The sequence below is a fragment of the Streptomyces tendae genome (assembly GCF_014650435.1).
In the GTDB taxonomy this organism is placed as follows: Bacteria; Actinomycetota; Actinomycetes; order Streptomycetales; family Streptomycetaceae; genus Streptomyces; species Streptomyces tendae.
On sequence record NZ_BMUY01000014.1, the window covers coordinates 14968 to 36057 of the forward strand.

17 protein-coding genes are annotated in these 21090 nt (G+C 73.2%); 8 read left to right on the forward strand and 9 right to left on the reverse strand.

Annotated features, from left to right (window positions below; translation table 11 throughout):
* The first annotated feature begins 145 nt into the window (after positions 1–145).
* The 5 genes from IE258_RS30970 to IE258_RS30990 are packed head-to-tail and all read left to right on the forward strand — an operon-like array spanning position 146 to position 6215.
* Positions 146–2002, forward strand: coding sequence for an ABC transporter substrate-binding protein (locus tag IE258_RS30970; protein ID WP_189749044.1), 1857 nt, complete (start codon positions 146–148; stop codon positions 2000–2002).
* Positions 1995–3071 (forward strand): ABC transporter permease, encoded by a 1077-nt coding sequence (locus IE258_RS30975; protein ID WP_189749046.1) that lies wholly within the window; start codon positions 1995–1997, stop codon positions 3069–3071. Before IE258_RS30970 ends, IE258_RS30975 begins: the two co-directional genes overlap by 8 nt.
* On the forward strand, positions 3068–4024 hold the full coding sequence (locus IE258_RS30980) for an ABC transporter permease (protein WP_159330402.1): 957 nt from the start codon (positions 3068–3070) through the stop codon (positions 4022–4024). The genes IE258_RS30975 and IE258_RS30980 overlap by 4 nt, the downstream gene beginning before the upstream one ends.
* Positions 4021–5163, forward strand: coding sequence for an ABC transporter ATP-binding protein (locus IE258_RS30985; protein ID WP_189749048.1), 1143 nt, complete (start codon positions 4021–4023; stop codon positions 5161–5163). The genes IE258_RS30980 and IE258_RS30985 overlap by 4 nt, the downstream gene beginning before the upstream one ends.
* Positions 5160–6215 carry an ABC transporter ATP-binding protein gene (locus IE258_RS30990; protein WP_373309956.1) on the forward strand — a complete coding sequence of 352 codons (1056 nt, stop codon included), beginning with the start codon at positions 5160–5162 and terminating at the stop codon, positions 6213–6215. The genes IE258_RS30985 and IE258_RS30990 overlap by 4 nt, the downstream gene beginning before the upstream one ends.
* 66 nt (positions 6216–6281) lie before the next feature.
* Here IE258_RS30990 and IE258_RS30995 read toward each other — a convergent pair whose 3' ends face one another.
* The 9 genes from IE258_RS30995 to rimP all read right to left on the reverse strand — a co-directional run bounded on the left by IE258_RS30995 (position 6282) and on the right by rimP (position 18702).
* Positions 6282–7238 carry a bifunctional riboflavin kinase/FAD synthetase gene (locus IE258_RS30995; protein ID WP_189749049.1) on the reverse strand — a complete coding sequence of 319 codons (957 nt, stop codon included), beginning with the start codon at positions 7236–7238 and terminating at the stop codon, positions 6282–6284.
* A gap of 136 nt (positions 7239–7374) precedes the next feature.
* Positions 7375–11316: a trypsin-like peptidase domain-containing protein gene (locus IE258_RS31000; RefSeq protein WP_189749051.1), complete on the reverse strand. Its 3942-nt coding sequence runs from the start codon at positions 11314–11316 to the stop codon at positions 7375–7377.
* A 255-nt stretch (positions 11317–11571) separates the two neighbouring features.
* Positions 11572–12477 (reverse strand): tRNA pseudouridine(55) synthase TruB, encoded by a 906-nt coding sequence (truB, locus tag IE258_RS31005; protein ID WP_189749053.1) that lies wholly within the window; start codon positions 12475–12477, stop codon positions 11572–11574.
* Entirely contained in the window at positions 12474–12950 is a 477-nt protein-coding gene (gene rbfA / locus IE258_RS31010; RefSeq protein ID WP_189749056.1) for a 30S ribosome-binding factor RbfA, read from the reverse strand. Before rbfA ends, truB begins: the two co-directional genes overlap by 4 nt.
* Before the next feature lie 82 nt (positions 12951–13032).
* Positions 13033–13326 (reverse strand): DUF503 domain-containing protein, encoded by a 294-nt coding sequence (locus IE258_RS31015; RefSeq protein WP_061442259.1) that lies wholly within the window; start codon positions 13324–13326, stop codon positions 13033–13035.
* Between the two features lie 152 nt (positions 13327–13478).
* Entirely contained in the window at positions 13479–16541 is a 3063-nt protein-coding gene (infB, locus tag IE258_RS31020; protein WP_189749057.1) for a translation initiation factor IF-2, read from the reverse strand.
* Positions 16542–16702: 161 nt separating this feature from the next.
* Positions 16703–17008: a YlxR family protein gene (locus IE258_RS31025; RefSeq protein ID WP_189749058.1), complete on the reverse strand. Its 306-nt coding sequence runs from the start codon at positions 17006–17008 to the stop codon at positions 16703–16705.
* 102 nt (positions 17009–17110) lie between these two features.
* A complete protein-coding gene (gene nusA, locus IE258_RS31030; protein ID WP_189749059.1) occupies positions 17111–18157 on the reverse strand; it encodes a transcription termination factor NusA in 1047 nt (348 codons plus the stop codon).
* Between the two features lie 2 nt (positions 18158–18159).
* A complete protein-coding gene (gene rimP / locus IE258_RS31035; protein WP_189749060.1) occupies positions 18160–18702 on the reverse strand; it encodes a ribosome maturation factor RimP in 543 nt (180 codons plus the stop codon).
* 251 nt (positions 18703–18953) lie between these two features.
* On the opposite strand from rimP, the gene IE258_RS31040 reads away from it, so the two are divergent.
* The 3 genes from IE258_RS31040 to IE258_RS31050 are packed head-to-tail and all read left to right on the forward strand — an operon-like array spanning position 18954 to position 21053.
* A complete protein-coding gene (locus IE258_RS31040) occupies positions 18954–19583 on the forward strand; it encodes a hypothetical protein (RefSeq protein WP_189749062.1) in 630 nt (209 codons plus the stop codon).
* A 3-nt stretch (positions 19584–19586) separates the two neighbouring features.
* Positions 19587–20093: a ferritin-like domain-containing protein gene (locus tag IE258_RS31045; RefSeq protein WP_189749064.1), complete on the forward strand. Its 507-nt coding sequence runs from the start codon at positions 19587–19589 to the stop codon at positions 20091–20093.
* Between the two features lie 39 nt (positions 20094–20132).
* On the forward strand, positions 20133–21053 hold the full coding sequence (locus IE258_RS31050; protein ID WP_189749066.1) for an aminoglycoside phosphotransferase family protein: 921 nt from the start codon (positions 20133–20135) through the stop codon (positions 21051–21053).
* Positions 21054–21090 lie beyond the last annotated feature (37 nt).

Below are 21090 nucleotides of genomic sequence, written 5' to 3' on the forward strand. Positions count from 1 at the left end.
GGCCACATGGGGTTTGACACACCGTTGACGCGCGCAGACTGCCGCTGGTAGACACACACTTCATTCCGCGTTCACCACCGTTCAAGCCCGCCTCACGCGAGGACGCCCGGCGTCTGCGCGTGCGATGACGCGAGGTCAGGTAGTCATGAACAGACACGATCAGCACGGCAGCGGACGTACCTCCCACCGGCCGTGGCGAACCCGTCTCCTCGCGGCAGCAGGCGCCGGCGCGCTGCTCCTCGCGTCGGGGGCGGTCGCCCCCTCGGTCTCGGCGGCGGACGGCGACGGGGGCGACAAGGTGCTCACCGTCGCCGTGGCGCAGAGCGTCGACTCGCTCAGCCCGTTCCTGGCGGTACGGCTGCTCAGTACGAGCATCCACCGGCTGACGTACGAGTACCTGACCAACTACGACGCCAAGGACAACCACGTCATACCGGGGCTCGCCACCGAGTGGAAGTCCTCGCCGGACAAGCTGACCTGGACGTACACGATCCGATCCGACTCCAAGTGGTCGGACGGCGAGCAGGCCACCGCCGAGGACGCGGCGTGGACGTTCAACACGATGATGACCGACCCGGGCGCCGCCACCGCCAACGGCAGCTTCGTCGGGAACTTCGCGAAGGTCACCGCGCCGAGCCCGACCCAGCTGGTGATCCGGCTGAAGAAGCCGCAGGCCACGATGACCGCGCTGGACGTGCCGATCGTGCCCAAGCACGTCTGGGAGAAGGTCGACGACTTCTCGAAGTTCAACAACGACAAGGACTTCCCCGTAGTCGGCAACGGTCCGTTCGTGCTCACCGACTACAAGCCCGACAGCTATGTGCGGCTCAAGGCCAACAAGGACTTCTGGCGCGGCGCGCCGAAGTTCGACGAGCTGGTCTTCCGCTACTACAAGGACCAGGACGCCGCCGTCGCCGCCCTGCGCAAGGGCGAGGTGTCCTTCGTCGCCGGGTCGCCGTCGCTGACTCCGGCCCAGGCCGACTCGCTCAAGGGCGAGGAGAACATCCGCGTCAACGACGCCCCCGGGCGCCGCTTCTACGCCCTCGCCACCAACCCGGGCGCGCGGGCGAAGGACGGGACGAAGTTCGGTGACGGCGACCCCTCGCTGCTGGACCAGCGGGTGCGCAACGCGCTGTTCATGGCGGTGGACCGCAAGGCGATCGTCGACAAGGTGTTCCAGGGCCACGCGGTCGAGGGGGCGGGCTACATCCCGCCGCGCTTCTCCTCCTACTTCTTCGAGCCGTCGGCGGGGCAGGAGCTGGCCTACGATCCCAAGAAGGCCGCCCAGTTGCTCGACGAGGCGGGCTACCGGACGAACGGGGACGGCAAGCGCCTCGGCAAGGACGGCAAGCCGCTGGACTACCGCATCCTGTGCCACGCCACCGACCCGAACGACAAGGCGGTCGGCAAGTACCTCCAGGAGTGGTGGGGCGAGCTGGGCATCTCGGTCACGCTCAACTGCCTGGACAACGTGACCGACCCGTGGCTGGCCGGCAAGTACGACCTCGCCTTCGACGGCTGGTCCGTCAACCCCGACCCGGACTTCGTGCTCTCCATCCACACCTGCGACGCGCTCCCTGCGACGCCGAAGGACACCGGGGCGACCGACAACTTCATCTGCGACAAGCAGTACGACGAGCTGTACGCACGGCAGTTGGGCGAGTACGACGCCGACAAGCGGGCGGAGATCGTCAAGCAGATGCAGTCCCGGCTGTACGACACCGGGTACATGAACGTCATGGCGTATCCGAACGCGGTGGAGGCCTACCGCACGGACCAGATCGAGTCGATCACCACGATGCCGTCCGACGCGGGCAACATCTACGGGCAGGACGGCTACTGGAGCTGGTGGTCGGCGGTGCCCGCGGACTCCGGTGACTCCTCGGGGAGTTCGTCGTCCACGGGGACCGTGATCGGGATCGTCGCGGGCGTCGTCGTCCTCGTCGGTCTCGGGGTGCTCTTCGCCGTCCGCCGCCGGGCCTCGGCCGACGACCGTGAGTAGCGCGACCGACTCGGCGAGCGCCTCCGCGGGCGCCTCCGCAAACCCCTCCGCGGCCGACAAGCGGCCGGCCGCGGGGACGCGGGGGCGCACCCGCAGCGCGTATCCGCGGTACCTGGCGGGGAAGCTGGCGGGCGCGGTGGTCTCCCTGTTCGCCGTCCTCGTCACGAGCTTCTTCCTCTTCCGGCTGATCCCCGGCGATCCGGTGAAGTTCATGACCGGCGGCCGTCCGGTCTCGGCCGAGCAGCTCGCCGTGTACAAGGAGGAGTTCGGGCTCGACCTGCCGCTGTGGGAGCAGTTCACGGACTACTGCGCCAAGGCGCTGAGCGGGGACCTGGGCACGTCGTACCAGTTCCACGCGCCCGTCGTCGACAAGATCACCGAGGCGCTGCCGAACACCCTGCTGCTCACCGGAACGGCCTTCGTGCTCTACACCGCGCTGGGTGCCTTCCTCGGCACCCGCTCGGCGTGGCGGCACGGCGGGCTCGGCGACCGGCTCAACACCGGCCTGGCGCTGACGCTTTACTCCATCCCGTCCTTCTGGCTGGGCCTGCTGCTCATCATCGTGCTGTCGGTGGGGGTGGACCCGATCCCGGGGCTGTTCCCGACCGGCGGCATGGAGTCGGGCCGCGAGGAGGGCTTCGCGCACATGCTCGACGTCGCGCACCATCTCGTACTGCCGGTGGTGACGCTGGTCGCGGTGGAGTACGGGCAGACGCTGCTGGTCACCCGGTCGGCGCTGCTCGACGAGATGGGCAGCGACTATCTCACGACCGCGCGGGCCAAGGGGCTCAGGGACGACCTCGTGCGGCGTCGACACGCCGTGCCCAACGCGCTGCTGCCGACGGTGACGCTGGTCTTCGTCAATCTGGGGCGGACCGTCGCGGGAGTCATCCTCGTCGAGACGGTGTTCTCCTGGCCGGGGCTCGGCGGGCTGTTCTACCAGGCGCTCAGCGTTCCCGACCTGCCGCTGGTGCAGGGGCTGTTCTTCGTCTTCGCCGCCGCGGTGATCCTGATGAACACCCTGGCCGACCTGTTGTATCCGATGCTCGATCCGAGGGTGGGCCGATGACCGCCGAGACCACCGACACCACCGAATCCGCGTCCGGGTCGCCGCCGGTGAAGTCCGGCGGGCCCGGTCCGCGCGCTCTGGCCCGGCGGCGGCGCCGCGCCTCCGTCGCGCGCTTCTGGAGGGAGTACCGCAAGCACCGTGCGGGGGTGTTCGGGCTGGCGGCGCTGGTGCTGTTCGTGCTCGTGGCACTGACCGCGCCGCTGACCGTCGGGTCCGACGTGGACAGTGTGACCGACGCGCCCGGGCAGCCGCTGGAGAGCCCGAGCGGCCGGTTCCCGCTGGGCACCGACCAGTTCGGGCGGAACCTGCTGGGCCTGCTGATCTGGGGCTCGCGCGTCTCGCTCCTGGTCGGGCTGCTCGCGGCGGTGCTGTCGGTGCTCATCGGCGCGCTGATCGGGATCACGGCCGGGCACTTCCGCGGCTGGTACGCCACGGTGATGATGCGGATCACGGACTGGTTCCTGGTGATGCCGACGCTGGTGCTCGCAATCGTGCTGGCGACGGTGCTGTCCCGGTCGCTCGGCACGATCGTGCTCGCGATCGGCGTGACCACCTGGCCCACCACGGCGCGCCTGGTGCGGGCGCAGACGCTGGCGGTGGAGTCGCGGCCGTACATCGAGCGGGCGAAGGCGCTCGGAGGCGGGCACTGGCACATCATGTCGCGGCACGTGCTGCCCAATGTGATGCCGCTGATCCTGGCGCAGACGACGCTGATCATCTCCTCCGCGATCCTGGCCGAGGCGACCCTGGCCTTCCTCGGGCTCGGGGACCCGGCGGTCGTGTCCTGGGGCGGGCTGCTGCAGGACGCGCGGGAGGCGGGGTCGGTGAGTTCGGGCGACTGGTGGTACCTGGTGCCGCCGGGCATCGGGATCGCGGTGGTGGCGCTGGCCTTCACCTTGTGCGGGCGTGCGGTGGAGGCCGTTCTCAATCCCAGGCTGGGGGTGTCCCGTTGAGTCTGCTCGAGGTGCGGGACCTGAAGGTGACGTATCCCGGCGGTGCGGCCGCCGTGCGCGGGGTCGACCTGGCCCTGGAGGCGGGCGAGAAGCTCGGCATCGCGGGCGAGTCGGGCTGCGGCAAGTCCACCCTGGCCCTGGCGCTGCTGCGGCTGCTGCCGCCGGGTGCCCGGGTCGGCGGGGAGGTGCTGCTGGACGGCGAGGACGTGCTCACGATGAAGTGGGGCCGGGTACGGGCGGTCCGCTGGGCCGGCGCGTCGATCGTCTTCCAGGGCGCGATGCACTCCCTGAACGCCGTCCACCGCATCGGTGACCAGATCGCCGAGCCGATCCTGCTGCACCGCAGGGCCACGCCGGCCGGGGCGCGCAAGCGGGCCGGGGAACTGCTGGAGCAGGTCGGTCTGCCGGCCGCCCGGGCGAGTGCCTACCCGCACGAGTTGTCCGGCGGGCAGCGACAGCGGGTGATGATCGCGATGGCGCTCGCCTGCGACCCGCGGCTGATCGTCGCCGACGAGCCGACCACGGCGCTGGACGTGATGATCCAGGCGCAGATCCTGCGGCTGATCGAGGGCCTGGTGGGCGAGCAGGACGTCGGCCTCGTCATGATCAGCCACGACCTGGCCGTGCTGGCCGACACCTGCGACCGGCTCGCGGTGATGTACGCGGGCCGGGTGGTCGAGGAGGGTCCCGCCCGGGAGGTCTACGACGACGCCCGGCATCCCTACGGCCGGGCGCTGTCGGAGGCGTTCCCCACGATCGGGGACCCGGCCTCCCGGTTCGCGCCCCGCGGGCTGCCGGGCGACCCGCCCGACCCGGCGGCGGTGCCGTCCGGGTGCGCGTTCCATCCGCGCTGCCCGGTCGCGCTGGACCTCTGTACGACCGAGGACCAGCTCCTGCGGGAAGCGGGCGCACGACGCCGGGCGGCATGCGTGCACGTGGGCTCGGACGGCACGGGAACAGCGGGCGGCGGTACGGCGGCCGAGGGCGGGACGCCCACCAAGGGCGCGGCGCCTGCCGGGGTCGGTGGCGCCGAGGAGCGTGGGACGCCCGCGGAGCGCGGGGAGCCTGCCGAGGGCGAACGACCCGCGGGCGGGGTCGCGGCGGCGGAGGACGACGGAGTGAGGAGCAGTGCCCCATGACCAGCACCATGTCCGGCGGCGCACCCACCGGGCCGCAGCAAGACACCCCCGGTGACCCTCCTCCGCTGCTGAGCGTCCAGGGGCTGCACGTCACGTTCCCCGGCAGGCGCGGGGCGGCCGCCGCCCGAGCCGTGGACGGGGTCGACCTCGACATCCGGCGGGGTGAGATCGTCGCGCTGGTCGGCGAGTCGGGCTGCGGCAAGACGACCCTGGCCCGTTCGCTGCTCGGCCTGGTGCGGCCGACCGGGGGACGCGTCAGCTTCGACGGCGCGTCCCTCACGTACTCCGCCCGGGCTCTCAAGGCGTACCGCAGGCGGGCCCAGCTGGTCCTGCAGGATCCGAACGGTTCGCTGAACCCGCGGCACACGGTGTACGACATCGTCGCCGAGGGCCTGCGCATCCACGGCCACGCCGGGGACGAGCGGACAGCGGTCGCCGAGGCGCTCGCGCGTGCCGGGCTGCGGCCGCCGGAGCGGTTCTTCCTGCGCTACCCGCACGAGCTGTCCGGGGGCCAGCGCCAGCGGGTCGTCATCGCGGGCGCGCTGGTCCTGCAACCCGAACTGCTCGTCGCCGACGAACCGGTGGCCTCCCTCGACGCGTCGGTGCGCGGCGAGATCCTCGCGCTGCTGCTGCGGCTGCGCACCGAGCTGGGCCTGGCCGCGCTCGTGGTGACCCACGATCTGGGCCTGGCCTGGAACATCGCCGACCGGGTCGCGGTGATGTACCTGGGCCGGATCGTCGAGACCGGCCCGGTGGAGCAGGTGCTGACGGCACCCCGGCACCCCTACACCCAGGCCCTGCTGTCCGTGCTGCCCGAGGCCCCCGGCACCCCGGTCGTGCTCACCGGCGAGCCTCCGGACCCGTCGTACGTCCCCGGCGGCTGTCGCTTCCACGTCCGCTGCCCGGTCCTGGCGAGCGGCGAGGCCGAACGCGCCGGCGTCGCGGATGCCTGCCGGAACCGCGAGCTGGAGATCCTGCGCGGCGGCGACGAGTCCCAGGTCGCCTGCCACTGGGCCCGGGCGGAGCAGCCCGCGGCCAAGGGAACGGGCTGACGGGCGACCGGGGGACGGCCGCAGCGGAGGCGGGCCCCCGGCAGTCGGCGGATCAGACCCCGGCCGTCAGGCCCCGGGCGCGTCCGTCGCGGTGAGCTCGCGGCACCTGTCGACGTCCTCGGCCATCTGCACCAGGAGCGCGTCCAGCGTCTCGAACTTCGCCTGCCCCCGGACGTAGGCCACGAAGTCCACGGCGACGTGCAGGCCGTACAGCTCCAGGCCGACGCGGTCGATGGCGTACGCCTCGACCGTGCGCTCGGTGCCCTCGAACTGCGGGTTGGTGCCGACGGAGATCGCGGCCGGCATCGCCTCGCCCTGGGCGTGCAGCCAGCCGGCGTAGACGCCGTCGGCCGGGATCGCGGTGTGCGGGAGAGTCTCGACGTTGGCCGTGGGGAAGCCCATCTCGCGGCCGCGCTGGGCGCCCCGCACGACCACGCCCTCCACGCGGTGCGGTCGGCCCAGGATCTCCGCGGCGCCGGACACGTCGCCCTCGGCGACCAGGCGGCGGGTCAGGGTGGAGGAGAACGGCTCGCCGCCGCCGGCCTCGCCGGTGACGTACAGGTCGACGACCTCGACCTCGAAGTCGTAGACCTTGCCCTGCTCGGTGAGGAAGTCCACGTTCCCGGCGGCCTTGTGGCCGAAGCGGAAGTTGGGGCCCTCGACGACCGCCTTGGCGCGCAGCCGGTCGACCAGGACCTTGACCACGAAGTCGGCGGCGGAGAGCTTCGAGAACTCCTTGGTGAAGGGGAGGATCAGCACCGCGTCCACGCCCAGGTCCGCCATCAGTTCGGCCCGGCGGTGGTGCGGGGCGAGCAGCGGGGGGTGGCTGCCGGGGCGGACGACCTCACTGGGGTGCGGGTCGAAGGTGACGACGACGGCCGGAACGCCCAGCTCGCGGGCCCGGTCCACGGCGTGCCTGATGATCAGCTGGTGCCCGCGGTGAACGCCGTCGTAGGAGCCAATGGTGACGACGCTGCGTCCCCAGTCCTCGGGGATGTCCTCCAAGCCACGCCAGCGCTGCACTGTGTCCGCTCCTCGGTGCTTCCGTGGTTTCGATGGTTCCGTGGTGACCCTTGCGCAGGTCTAAGGGTGCCATGCCGTCCGGCTCCGGCCCGCATCGGCATCCGCCTCCGCATCGGCGCCGTGACCGAGGCCCGGATCAGGCGAGGACGCGGGCGCCCGCCAGGTGCTCGATCGTGCGGCGGGTGCTGGGACCCACCAGCGCGGCCCAGTCCTGGGGCGCGTCGCTGAGCCAGCCGGTCAGCCGGGCGGCGAAGCCGGGGAGGTGGCGGGCCAGGTCGACGAGGCCGCGGTCGAAGCGGGTGGCGCCCTCGGGGGTGCGGACGAGGAGCAGCCCGGTGCGCTGCACGAGGGCGCGCAGCTCCTCCCCTTCGCACCGGGCGGCCGCGTGCAGCAGCGCGTCCAGGACGGCGGGTTCGTGCTCGTGGGCGAACAGGTGCTCCCGCAGGCTGCGGCGGAGCGGGGCGCCCGACGTCGCCCCGTCGGCGGCGAGGACTCCGGCGAGCGCGGCCCGCACCGGCTCGGGGCCGTCGTCCAGGAGGCGGGTGACCAGCGGCAGGAGTACGGCGCGGGGTGCGGGGTCCCGGTCCAGGCGCCGGTCGACGTACGCGGCCAGGTGTCCGGCGGTCTCGGGGCGCTCGGCCACCGCCCGCCCGACGAGGGCGGCCACCCGGTCGGCCAGCGCGGGCGTGGTGGCGTCGGCGAGCCTGCGCAGCGCCTCACCGGCGTCCGGGCCGAGCAGACGGGCCCGGAACGCCTCCAGGACGGGCTCGGGGTGGGTCGGCAGGGCGGCGGCCACCGCGCCCGGCGGGAGGTACGGGTCGCCGGCGGCGAAGTGGTCGAGGGCCCTGGGGAGGTGGCGGTCGCGGCAGGCGGGGTCCTGGATGAGCAGGGCCAGTGCGCCGCCGCGCAGCGGGCTGTCGGAGGGACCGGCGAGCAGGACGAGGGCGGCGTGGCGGAGCAGGGTGCGGTCGGCGCCGGGGCGCGCGTGCGGGGCGGTCCGCAGGCCGTGGGTGACCGCCGCGGTCTGCCGCGCGGGGCGCTCGTCGCGCGCCCACCGCTCCACCGCGCGGCAGAGCGCCGACGGCTCCTCCTCGGCCAGGACGGCGAGCAGTTCGTCGGCGCGCCGGTGCGCGCTGTCGACGAGGACCTCGGTGAGGCTGTCCAGGCCGCGGTGGCGGTGCGTGTGCAGCAGCGCCTGCGCGGCCGTCGCCACGGTGGCGTGCGGGGTGGCGGGCAGCGGCCGCTCGTCGTCGAACCAGCGCACGAGGAGCGGTTGTACGGCCGCGGGGTCGGCGACGAGCAGCCCGGCCGCGGTGTCGAGGTGCCTGGGGCCGGGGCGGTGCGGCGGTCCGTCGGCGAGGACGAGGCGGCGCAGCAGGTCGAGGCGGGTGGTCCCGGGCAGCCGCAGGGCCGTCCAGAATCCGGGCCCGAACACCTGGGGCGCCGGCTGCCCCTCGCCGCCCCGTTCCGCGATCCCGTCGGCGAGCAGCCGCAGCACCTCCGTGTACGGCGTCGCGTCGGGGACGCGGGTCAGCACCTCGGCGAGCAGCCGGGCGGCCCACCAGGAGTGCTGATCGAGGTCCAGGGCGTGCACCAGCTCTTCGAGGGTCAGGGCGAGTTGGGGGACGCCGTGCTGACGGGCGAGGAGCAGGACCGCCTCGACGACGGAGCCGATGCGGTGGTGCGGGACGGGCAGGGTGTGGGTGCCGTGCGGGGTGTCACGACGGTGGACGAGGGCGCGCAGGGCCTCCTCCAGGTCGAGGTGAATGCCCTGGATCCAGTCGGCGAGCTCCTCGTGCGCGAAGCGGTAGCCGCTGCCCGCGGGTGCGAAGAGGCCCTCGGCGAGCACGGCCGGTGCCCAGCCGGTGCCGCCGCCCAGCCGGGCCGGGGCCGGTCCCCACGGGAACAGCGCCTCGAAGGAGTCCCGGTCCAGTCCGCCCTGTCCGGACCCGAGGCTGCGCCGGGCGGCTTCGTGTACCTGGCCCGAGACCTTCGCCGCGAGTCGGCGCACGGCGGTGCCGTGCAGGCCGTTCTCCCCGGCCAGGCGGGTGGCGACGCGCAGGCACATCAGGTCCAGGTAGGCGGCGAAGACCGCGTCCCGGGTGACGGGTGCGGGGGCCGGGGGGCCGGGCAGGGCGGCGTGGACCTCCGCGAACAGGCGGAGGGTGAGGGGGTGAGCGGCGTCCGGGTCGGCCAGGGCGCCTTCCGGCACGCCGTGGCGTACGCGCGCCTCTCGGGCCTCCTCGTCGCTCAGGTCGCCGAGGCGGACACAGGGCGGGAGCCCGACGGGCCCACCCCCCGGGGTGCCTGCGGACGCCGGCCCGGAGCCGACGGCTTCCGTCGCGTCCGGGGGACCTGCGGCACCGGTGCCGGACCCCGGTAGCGGTACCGCGCGGCCGATGCCGCCACGCCACCACGGAGCGGCACCACCGGACGCCGGCCCTGAGCCGACCGCACCCGTCTCCTCCAAGGAACCTGCGACACCGGACGCCGGGTGCGGTCCCGCAGGCGCGGCGGTACGACGCGGCCACGGTGGCGCACCGGACGTCCCACCGGTCGCCCAGGGTGTCGGCGCTGCTCCTGCTGGTGCCTCCGGGCGCGCCGGCCGCAAGTCGGCCCAGGACGAGGCCACACCCGCTCCCGGCCCCGGCACGGCGAGAGCCGCCCGGGGCGGCGGGGCCTGCCCCATGTCCGATCCGTGCAGCAGCTCCCTCGGGAACTCCGCTCCGGCGTGCTCCCAGTACTCCGCGCGGCAGGCCAGCACCAGCCGTGCCCCCGTCGCCCCCAGCCAGGTGGCCGTGCCCTCGGTCCACTCGGGGAGCCGGTGGGCCAGGGCGGGCGGCATCTCCTCGGGGCCGTCCAGGAGGAGCAGGAGGGGCCGTCCGGCGGTGCGGGCCAGGTGGGCGAGGCGGTCCGGGGAGATGTCGCCGAGGCTGCCGGGGTCGGAGCCGTCCGAGGCGGCGACGATGCGGGCGGCCCGGGCCAGTGTCCGGCGGGCGGCGTCCGCCAGCGACATGTCGTCGTCCTGCAGATCGGCGCCGCGCAGCCACAGCGTGGGCGCCGCGTCCGGGCCCCGGGAACGACGGGCGGCGAGGGCCGCCAGCTCGGTCGTCCGGCCACTGCCCGGCGCGCCGACCAGACCGAGCACGCGGGCCCGGCCTGCGGTGAAGGCGGCGAACTCGCGTGTCACCGCCGTCCGTTCGACCGGCTCCGCCGCGCCGGATCCGCTGCCCGGCACGGCGAGGGGGTCCCCGTCCCGGACCGATGTCGCGGTGAGGGCGAGCACGCCGGCCGGATTGAGGTCGGCGCCGTAGGCCGGGACGGTCGCCGCGTTCTCGGCGAGGAGTGCGGCGAGCGGGCCCGTGGCGGCGGGGCGCAGTGGTACGGCGAAGCCGACGTCGCTGTGTCCCGAGCTGAGGGCGGTGCCGAGGACGCCGAGGACGGCGCCGGTCGCCGCGTCGAGCACGGGTCCGCCGGCCGCGCCGCCGCCCAGCCGCAGCGCGTCCCGCCCGCAGGTGCCGACGGCCAGTTCGAGGGCGTCGCCGAGGTGGTGGAAGCGGTCGGTGGCCGTGTAGGTGACGTCGGTGGCGCCCAGGACTCGGGCCTCCCGCCAGCCGCCGGCGGCGATCCGGACGTAGGTCCCGGCCTCGACGCGGTCCCGGACGGTGAGCGGCAGCGGGTCGACGCCGAGGCCCTCGGTGCGCACCAGGGCCAGGCCGAGGGCGGGCAGCGGGGTCACGTCGGCGGCGGCCACGACGCGCCGACGGTCCCCGGCGGTGCTCAGCACCAGGCGGGTCAGGCCGTCGACCGCTTCGTGGCTGGTGAGCACCGTGCCGTGGTGGTCGGCGACGAATCCCGTGCCGCGGGGGCGGCCGGCGAGGTCGTGGAAGCGGATCAGCGCGGCGTCGTGGGCGCACCCGGCCGGATCGGACGCGTACCCCGCCGGATCGGACGCGTACCCTGCCGGATCGGCCTGCCGGGCGGCCGGTGGGCCGCCTCGTGCCTCCCGGGAGTCGGGCCCGGGCCGCTCCCCCGCCCTGCCGCCCGTCGTCTCCCGGGACCGGTTCCGCGACGCCATCGTCGAACCTCCCCGCCCTACACCCGTGCCGTGTGTTCGACGGTAGGCGCGAGATGATCAGCGGGACAGATCTCCTGGCGAACGCGCCCCCTTCCACTCCCCCGGTTCACTCCGAGCGCCTGCCCGGACGGGTGAACAGAAGGGGTGGGTTGGATACACCCTAGGGAGCGGGGGAACCGAGGGGGGACCGTGGAGCGGCGACAGTGGCAGTCCCCGTGATCGCCGCTCCACGGGCGGACCCGACGGCGGGTCGGCTCAGCCGAAGACGGCCAGGCTCTTCGCCTTGCCCTTGTGCTCCTCCACGAGGGCGAGGAGGCGCCCCTCGGCATCGAAGACGGCGACGGCACCGGCGCCCGTGTACTCCTCGGGCATCTCAAGGCGTACGCCGTTGGTGAGCAGCCGGGCCCGCTTCGTGTCCACGTCCCAGCGGGGGAAGGCGGCACCGGCCGCGTCCGCGACGGGCATGACGGTCAGCTCCTGCTGGAGCTGGTCCAGGGTGCGGGCGCCGTCCAGCTTGTACGGCCCGACGCGGGTGCGCCGCAGTGCCGTGAGGTGTCCGCCGACGCCGAGGCCGGCGCCCAGGTCGCGGGCGAGGGCACGGATGTAGGTGCCGGAGGAGCAGGTCACCGAGACCACCAGGTCGAGCACCGGGGTGCCGTCGTCGGCGACGGCGTCCCGGACGTCGTACACCGCGAAGGAGGAGACGGTGACGGGGCGGGCGGGGATCTCGAAGTCCTCGCCCTCGCGGGCCCGCTTGTAGGAGCGCACGCCCTTGATCTTGATGGCGCTGACCTTGGACGGCACCTGCATGATGTCGCCGCTCAGCTCGGCGATGCCGGCGTCGATCGCCTCCCGGGTGACCTTCGAGGCGTCCCGCGACCCCGTGATCTCGCCCTCGGCGTCGTCGGTGAGCGTCGTCTGCCCGAGCCTGATGGTGCCCAGGTACTCCTTCTCGGTGAGGGCGAGGTGACCGAGGAGCTTGGTCGCCCGCTCCACACCGAGGACCAGGACGCCCGTCGCCATCGGGTCGAGCGTGCCGGCGTGCCCGACGCGCCGGGTGCGGGCGATGCCCCGCATCTTGGCGACGACGTCGTGCGAAGTGAAGCCCGACGGCTTGTCGACGATGACAAGGCCGTCGGGCGTGTTGTGCTTCTCGGTCATTTAGCGGTGTCGTCCGTCTCGTCGGCCCCGGTCTCGGTCTCCGTCTCGTCCTCGCCCGGCTTGCGGTACGGGTCCGCTTCACCCGCGTACGCGGCGCCGGCGGACGCCTCGCGCACCTTCTCGTCGGACTGCCGCGCCTTGTCGAGGAGGTCCTCGATGTTGCGTGCGGTGTCCGGCAGGGCGTCCATGACGAAGGTCAGGGTCGGCGTGAACTTCACGCCCGCCGCCTTGCCGACCTCGGAGCGCAGGATGCCCTTGGCGCTCTCCAGGCCCGCCGAGGCGGCCTTGCGCTCCTCGTCGTCCCCGTAGACCGTGTAGAAGACGGTCGCCTCCCGCAGGTCACCCGTGACCCGGGTGTCCGTGATGGTGACGTGCGAGCCGAGCCGCGGGTCCTTGATCCCGCGCTGCAGCTTCTGGGCCACCACCTCTCGGATGAGGTCCGCCAGCCTTTTCGCCCGCGCGTTGTCGGCCACTGGTCCGTCTCCCGTTCTTTCTTCTCTTGCCCGATCCGGCTTCTCTTGCCCGATCCGGTCTTCTGCCGATTGCCCGGTCTGGTCAGTCGTCGTCGCCGTGGAAGCGCCGCCTCACCGACAGCAGTTCCACCTCGGGGCGGCCGGCCACCAGCCGTTCGCACCGGTCGAGCACGTCGCTGAGGTGGCCCGCGTCGCCGGACACCATGGCGAGGCCGACGACCGCCCGGCGGTGGAGGTTCATGTGCTCCACCTCCGCCGCGCTCACCGCGTACTTCCGCTGGAGTTCGGCGACGATCGGACGGACGACGGAGCGCTTCTCCTTCAGCGAATGTACGTCGCCGAGGAGGAGGTCGAAGGACAGCGTCCCCACATACATGTGCAGCCGGTTCACCCGCCGGTCCGGGATCGATGGCCCCGCCGCGAACGGGCGGGATCATCTGAACCGTACAACGAACGACCGGGGCCGATCGACGGATATTGTGCTCCGCCGACCGGCCCCGGACCGGTCACTCCCGGAAGTCGCGGTACTTACACCCGCGGCTTCTCGCGCATCTCGTACGTCGCGATGACGTCGTCGACCTTGATGTCGTTGAAGTTTCCGAGGTTGATACCGCCCTCGAAGCCTTCGCGGATCTCGGTGACGTCGTCCTTGAAGCGACGCAGACCCTCGATGTTGAGGTTCTCCGCGATGACCTTGCCATCGCGCAGGAGGCGCGCCTTGGTGTTGCGCTTGACCTCGCCGGAGCGGATGAGAACACCCGCGATGTTGCCCAGCTTGGAGGAGCGGAAGACCTCGCGGATCTCCGCCGTGCCCAGCTCGACCTCTTCGTACTCCGGCTTGAGCATGCCCTTGAGGGCCGCCTCGATCTCCTCGATCGCCTGGTAGATGACCGAGTAGTACCGGACGTCCACACCCTCGCGCTCGGCCATCTGCGCGGCACGCCCGGCGGCGCGCACGTTGAAGCCGATCACGATGGCGTCGGAGCCCATCGCCAGGTCGATGTCGGACTCCGTGACCGCACCGACGCCGCGGTGCAGGACGCGGATGTCGACCTCTTCGCCGACGTCCAGCTGGAGCAGGGAGGATTCCAGCGCCTCGACCGATCCGGACGCGTCGCCCTTGATGATCAGGTTGAGCTGCTGGACCTCGCCGGCCTTCAGCACCTTGTCCAGGTCCTCCAGCGACACGCGGCGCGTGCGCTTGGCGAACGCGGCGTTGCGCTCGCGGGCGGCGCGCTTCTCCGCGATCTGGCGGGCCGTACGGTCCTCCTCGACCACGATGAAGTTGTCACCGGCGCCCGGGACGTTGGTCAGACCCAGCACCTGGACCGGCGTGGACGGACCCGCCTCGGCGACGTTGTTGCCGTTGTCGTCGAGCATGGCGCGGACACGGCCGTAGGCGTCGCCCACCACCATCGTGTCGCCGACCCGCAGGGTGCCTCGCTGCACGAGGACCGTCGCCACGGCACCGCGGCCGCGGTCGAGACGGGACTCGATCGAGATGCCCTGCGCGTCCTGGACCGGGTTGGCCCGCAGGTCGAGCGAGGCGTCCGCGGTGAGGACCACGGCCTCCAGCAGGGAGTCGATGTGCAGACCCTGCTTGGCGGAGATGTCGACGAACATGGTGTCGCCGCCGTACTCCTCGGCCACCAGGCCGTACTCGGTCAGCTGACCGCGCACCTTGGTCGGGTCGGCGCCCTCGACGTCGATCTTGTTGACCGCGACGACGATCGGGACCTCGGCCGCCTTGGCGTGGTTGAGCGCCTCGACCGTCTGCGGCATGACGCCGTCGTTGGCCGCGACGACCAGGATCGCGATGTCGGTCGACCGGGCACCGCGGGCACGCATGGCGGTGAACGCCTCGTGACCCGGGGTGTCGATGAAGGTGATCTTGCGCTCTTCGTCGTTGACCTCGGTCGCGACCTGGTAGGCACCGATGTGCTGGGTGATGCCGCCGGCCTCGCCCGCGATGACGTTCGTCTTGCGGATGGCGTCGAGCAGTCGGGTCTTTCCGTGGTCGACGTGACCCATGACGGTGACCACCGGAGGACGGACGACCAGGTCCTCCTCGGAGCCCTCGTCCTCGCCGAACTCCAGGTCGAAGGACTCGAGCAGCTCGCGGTCCTCCTCCTCCGGGCTGACGATCTGAACCGTGTAGTTCATCTCGTCCGCGAGGAGCTGGAGCGTCTCGTCGGAGACGGACTGCGTCGCGGTGACCATCTCGCCGAGGTTCATCATGACCGCGACGAGCGACGCCGGGTTGGCGTTGATCTTCTCCGCGAAGTCGGTGAGCGACGCGCCGCGGGAGAGACGGATGGTCTCGCCGTTGCCGCGCGGCAGCATCACGCCGCCGACGCTCGGGGCCTGCATGGCCTCGTACTCCTGGCGCCTCTGCCGCTTCGACTTGCGACCGCGACGCGCGGGACCACCGGGACGACCGAAGGCGCCCTGCGTGCCACCACGGCCACCGGGACCGCCGGGACGACCACCGAAGCCGGGACGGCCACCGCCGCCGCCGAAGCCGCCGCCACCGCCGGGACGACCGGCGAAACCGCCGCCACCCGGACGACCGCCACCGCCGCCACCGGGACGACCGGCGAAGCCGCCGCCACCGGGACGACCGCCGCCGCCGGGACGACCGGCACCGCCGGGACCGCGACCGCCGCCACCGGGGCCGGGACGCGGGCCGGCAGCCGGACGCTGCGGCATCATGCCGGGGTTCGGACGCGGGCCGCCGCCGGGACGGGGACCTGCGCCGCCGCCCTGCGGACGGGGCATCGAGCCCGGGCTCGGACGGTTGCCGCCCGGAGCCTGGGGACGGGGACCGCCGCCCTGGCCGCCGGGGCCCTGCGGACGCGGACCGGCGCCGGGAGCACCGGGACCGCCCGGACGCGGCCCGCCCTGCGGACGGGGCGCCTGCGGGCGCGCCATGCCGGCGTTGCCGCCGGAGGTGAAGGGGTTGTTACCCGGACGCGGACCGCCGGGGCGACCGCCCGGACGCTGCGCCGGGGCACCGGGACGCTGGCCACCGGGACGGCCCTGGCCGCCCTGCTGACCACGGTCCTGGCCCGGGCCGGACGGACGGGCGCCGCCGGGCTTGGGGGCACCGGGACGCGCACCGCCGGGCTTCGGACCGGACGGAGCCTGGGCCGGAGTGGACGGAGCCGCCGGAGCCGCAGGCGGAGCGGTGAACTCCGGCGCGGCCGGGGCCGGACGCGGCGCGGGCTTGGGGCCCGGCGTCGGACGCGGGCCCTGGGACGGAGCCGGCGCGGGGGCCGACGGAGCCGCGGGCTGCTGGGCAGCGGCGGGCTTGGGTGCGGCCGACGGCCGCGGGGCAGCCGGACGAGCCGCCTGCGCCGGGGAGGGCGCCGACGGCCTGGGGGCAGCCTTCTTCGGGGCCGCGGGGCGACCGGCGGACCGGCCGTTGCCGCCACCCTGCTGGAAGGCGTCTGTCAGCTTGCGTACTACGGGCGCTTCGATCGTCGAAGACGCCGAACGGACGAATTCACCGAGTTCCTGGAGCTTGGCCATGACGACCTTGCTCTCGACACCGAACTCCTTGGCGAGTTCGTAGACCCGGACCTTAGCCACTTCGCTCCTCTGAGGTCCGGGTTGCGTCCGGACCGTCGCTAGTTCATGGGCGTACTCATCGCGTACTCATCGAGTGCTCATCGCAATCTCGACCTGCTTTCGACTCGCGAGGTACCAAGCCGCGCGGGGTTCCGCGCGGCATGTCTTCCTTACCACGTTGCTCACATGCTGCTTTCAGCAACCTTGCTGCAACCTTCTGCCTGCTCGACGTAGTGGCGCAACGCCTTTACGTCGAGCGGACCCGGGACGCGGAGCGCCCGCGGAAACGCCTTGCGGCGCACCGCCTGGTCGACACAGACCGGTGCGGGGTGTACGTACGCACCCCGGCCGGGCAGCGTACCGCGTGGATCAGGGGTGCAATGACCCTCGACCACCACGGTGCGCAGCAGCTCGCTCTTGACCGCTCGCTCCCGGCACCCCACGCAGGTGCGCTCGGGGCATGCTCGGGTACGTGTCCGGCCAGACACTCCTAAGTCTACCTCCCCGGACCGACCTCACCCCTTCGGGGCAAGAATCGAACACGTGCCGCACGCAAAGCTGTCGTGATCTCAGCGCCGTGCGGCTTGGATCTATTCCCCGCGACCGCCGGACGACCCGTCGGACGACCGCTCCGCGGACTGCTCCGACGCCTGGTTCTCCGGCTGCTCGGTGTCCGGGCGGATGTCGATCCGCCAGCCGGTCAGCCGGGCCGCGAGCCGGGCGTTCTGGCCTTCCTTGCCGATGGCCAGCGACAGCTGGTAGTCGGGCACGATCACGCGCGCGGAGCGGGCCGCCAGATCCACGACCTCCACCTTGGAGACGCGGGCCGGGGAGAGCGCGTTCGCCACCATCTCGGCCGGGTCGTCCGACCAGTCGACGATGTCGATCTTCTCGCCGTTCAGCTCGCCCATGACGTTGCGCACCCGGCCGCCCATGGGGCCGATGCAGGCGCCCTTGGCGTTCAGGCCCGAGCGGGTGGAGCGTACGGCGATCTTGGTGCGGTGGCCTGCCTCGCGAGCGATCGCGGAGATCTCGACGGACCCGTCCGCGATCTCCGGCACCTCCAGGGCGAACAGCTTCTTCACCAGGTTGGGGTGCGTGCGGGAGAGCGTCACGGAGGGGCCCCGTACGCCCTTGGCCACCCGGACGACGTACGAGCGCAGGCGCGTGCCGTGCGGGTAGGTCTCGCCGGGCACCTGCTCCTGCACCGGCAGGATGGCCTCCAGCTTGCCGATGTCGACCAGCACGTTCTTCGGGTCGCGGCCCTGCTGGACCACGCCGGTGACGATGTCGCCCTCACGGCCGGCGTACTCGCCGAGCGTCGCGTCGTCCTCGGCGTCGCGCAGCCGCTGCAGGATGACCTGCTTGGCGGTGGTGGCGGCGATGCGGCCGAAGTCGGACGGGGTGTCGTCGAACTCGCGGGCCGCCTGGCCCTCCTCGAGGTCGTCCGGGTCCTCCTTCGCCCACACGGTCACATGGCCGGTGTTCCGGTCGAGCTCCACGCGCGCGTGCCGGCGGCTTCCCTCGGTGCGGTGGTAGGCGATGAGGAGGGCCGACTCGATCGCCTCGACCAGCAGGTCGAAGGAGATCTCCTTCTCCCGTACCAAGCCCCGCAGGGCGCTCATGTCGATGTCCACGGCTACGCCTCCTCCTCTTCCGTCTTGTTGTTGTTTTCCGGCTGGTTGTCGTTCTTGTCGCTCTTGGTGTCCTTGCGGTTGAACTCGACCTGGACGCGCGCCTTGTCGATGTCGCCGAAGGGCAGTCTGCGGGTGGTGGCCTTGCGGCCCTTCACCCCTGGTACTTCGAGGTCGAGTCCGTCCTCGTCCACGGCGAGGATCCGGGCGACCAGTTCGCCGCCCTCGTGCAGCTGGAAGCGGACCAGGCGGTCCGTGGCGCGCACGTAGTGGCGGTGCTGGGTGAGGGAGCGCTCCGCGCCGGGGGTGCCGACCTCGAGGGTGTACTCCCCCTCGCCCATCGCGTCGGTCTCGTCGAGCTTCGCCGAGAGCGCGCGGCTCACATCGGCGATTCGGTCCAGGTCCGCTCCGGTGTCGGAGTCGACGACCACGCTCAGCACACGCCTGCGGCCGACCGAGTCCACCGCGATCTCTTCGAGGTCCAGTCCCTGGGAGGCGACGAGCGGCTCAAGCAGCTCTCGCAGCCTCTCGCTCTGGGTGGTGCTCATCCGGGTGACTCCTCGGCCGCGTGTGCTGTTGTGGGACGGTGCGCGTGTCTGGTCAAAGGGTATCCGGTCGCGGGGGGTGTTGCCGTCCACCCGGGTCGGGCGGTGCCGATGAGTGGTGGCCGGGCGGTGCACGGGTACCGTGATCACGGGCGGGCGGGATCTCGGGTTTCCGTCGCGTTGGTCGTCGTTCTGCCGTGGTTTTTTGTCGCTTTTTTCGTCGTTTCCGTACGAGCCTGTCGAGGACGTCTGCCGTGTCGCTTTCCCCATCGCCGCGCCGCCCGTCCCGGGGGCCGCGCAGAAGGAGCCTGCTCGCCTCGGCCGCCGGGGCCGCGGGGGCCGCCCTGCTCGTCGGGTGTACCGGAGGGTCGGGCTCCGGCGAGTCGGGGGGCGGGCCCTCGGACACCGAGCGGGCACGCGCGCGTGCGGCCCGGGACAGTGCGGAGCTGGCCGCGCGGTATGCGGCGGTGATCGCCGCCCATCCCGGGCTGGCGGAGCGGCTGGGGCCGCTGCGGGACGGCGTCGTGCGGCACGTGGAGGCGTTCGGCGGCGTGCGGGCGGGTTCGCCTTCGCCGACGGTGTCGGGGACGGCGTCGGCATCGGGGACGGCGTCGGCCGCGTCGCCCTCGGTCTCCGCTCGGGCCGCCGGGCCGGGGGGTGACGCCGGTGGCGCCGGTGAGTCCGGTGACGTCAGTGACTCCGGGGACTCCCAGGTCGTGCCTGCGGATGAGAAGGGCGCGCTGGCGCTGCTCGCCGGGGCCGAGCGGAAGCTCGCCGATCGGCGGGCCCGTGCGCTGCTGGAGGTGCCGGGTGAGTTGGCTCGGCTGCTCGCCTCGGTCGCGGCGGCCGGGGCCGCGCACGTGTTCCTGCTGACGGAGGGCTGACGGGTGGGCAAGGCGGAGGACGGGCGGCTGGACGCCCTCCAGGCGGCGCTGGCCGCGGAGCACGCGGCGGTGTACGGCTACGGGGTCGTCGGCGGACGGATCGTCGAGGAACGGCGTGCCGAGGCGCGCACGGCGTACGACGCGCACCGGGCGCGGCGGGACGCGCTGGCGCGCGAGGTGCGGGACCTGGGCGGTGCGCCGGTCGCCGCGGCGGCGGGGTACGCGCTGCCCTTCTCGGTGCCGGACTCGGCGGCGGCGGTACGGCTGGCGGCCGAGCTGGAGGACCGGGTGGCCGGGGTGTACTCCGATCTGGTGCGGGCGGCCGAGGGCGACGGACGGGCCTCGGCGGCCGCGGCGCTGCGCGAGGCCGCGGTGCGTGCGGTGCGCTGGCGGGGCGGGAGCGTAGCCTTCCCTGGGCTCGCCGAGCGGGCAGCCGGCACGTCGGCCGGGCGGCGGTCCGCTCCGGATGCCTCCGACACGACGGCTGCGACGGCATCACCGACTGCGTAACGCGTACGGCACTCCGTACGGGAAGGGAACGGCTCGCGCATGGCTTTCGAACCGCCGCGGCGTTTGGTCAAGGCGCTCGGCGAGACGGCACCGGACGGTGACGACTGGTTGGCGAAGCTGCCCGAAGTGGCGGAGCGGGCCGTGGCGCGGCGGGAGTTGGCGGTCGAGCGGGTGCAGGTGCCCGGCGGGCGCAGCAGCCTGGTGGTCCTGGTGCGGACGGCCGAGGGGGCGCCGGCGGTGCTGAAGCTCGCCCCGCGCCGGGCGCGGCCGGGGAGCGAGCGGGCCGCGCTCGCGCACTGGGGCGGGCGGGGTGCCGTGCAGTTGCGGGAAGTGTGGGCCGGGGACGGGGCCGAGGGGACCGACGAGGGCGTGCTGCTGCTGGAGCGGCTGCATCCGGACGTGTCGGTGCGGTCGCTGCCGGAGGCCAAGGCGTTGCTGGAGGCCGCGGGGACGTTGCGGCGGCTGTGGGTGGAGCCGCCGGCCTCCCATCCCTTCGAGACGGTGGCCGAGCGGACCGGGCGGCAGGCCGAGGCGATGCGGGCGGGGGCGGCGGCGGACGCGGAGATCGCGCCGCTGGTCGACGCGGCGCTGGCGGCGCGGGCGGAGCTGCTCGCCGAGCCGCCGGAGCGGCGGTTGCTGCACGGGACGTTCCGGCAGAGCAAGGTGCTGGCCGGGGATCGGATGCCGTGGCTTGCGGTGGGGCCCGATCCGGTGGTCGGGGAGAGCGCGTTCGATCTGGCGCGGCTGGTGCGGGACCGGGTGGAGGATCTGATCGCACAGCCGTCGGGGGCGTCGACGACTCGGCGGCGGATCAAGCGGCTCGCGGAGTCGCTGGAGGTCGATCAGGAGCGGCTGCGGGGGTGGACGCTGTTCCGGGCGGTGGAGTCGGGGGTGCGGGCCCGGCGAGTGGGGCGGGAGCAGGACGCGGAGCTCTTGTTGGAGTTCGCGGGGTGGTTGTGACGGTGTGCGTGCGGGTGCCTGCGGCGCCTGTGCGGGT

Bases quoted from the DNA above. Each gene is read 5' to 3' on its own strand.
- IE258_RS30970 (WP_189749044.1), top strand. From the start codon at position 146: ATGAACAGACACGATCAGCACGGCAGCGGACGTACCTCCCACCGGCCG.
- IE258_RS30980 (WP_159330402.1), top strand. From the start codon at position 3,068: ATGACCGCCGAGACCACCGACACCACCGAATCCGCGTCCGGGTCGCCG.
- IE258_RS30990 (WP_373309956.1), top strand. From the start codon at position 5,160: ATGACCAGCACCATGTCCGGCGGCGCACCCACCGGGCCGCAGCAAGAC.
- IE258_RS31000 (WP_189749051.1), bottom strand. From the start codon at position 11,316: ATGGCGTCGCGGAACCGGTCCCGGGAGACGACGGGCGGCAGGGCGGGG.
- truB (WP_189749053.1), bottom strand. From the start codon at position 12,477: ATGACCGAGAAGCACAACACGCCCGACGGCCTTGTCATCGTCGACAAG.
- IE258_RS31015 (WP_061442259.1), bottom strand. From the start codon at position 13,326: ATGTATGTGGGGACGCTGTCCTTCGACCTCCTCCTCGGCGACGTACAT.
- rimP (WP_189749060.1), bottom strand. From the start codon at position 18,702: ATGAGCACCACCCAGAGCGAGAGGCTGCGAGAGCTGCTTGAGCCGCTC.
- IE258_RS31050 (WP_189749066.1), top strand. From the start codon at position 20,133: ATGGCTTTCGAACCGCCGCGGCGTTTGGTCAAGGCGCTCGGCGAGACG.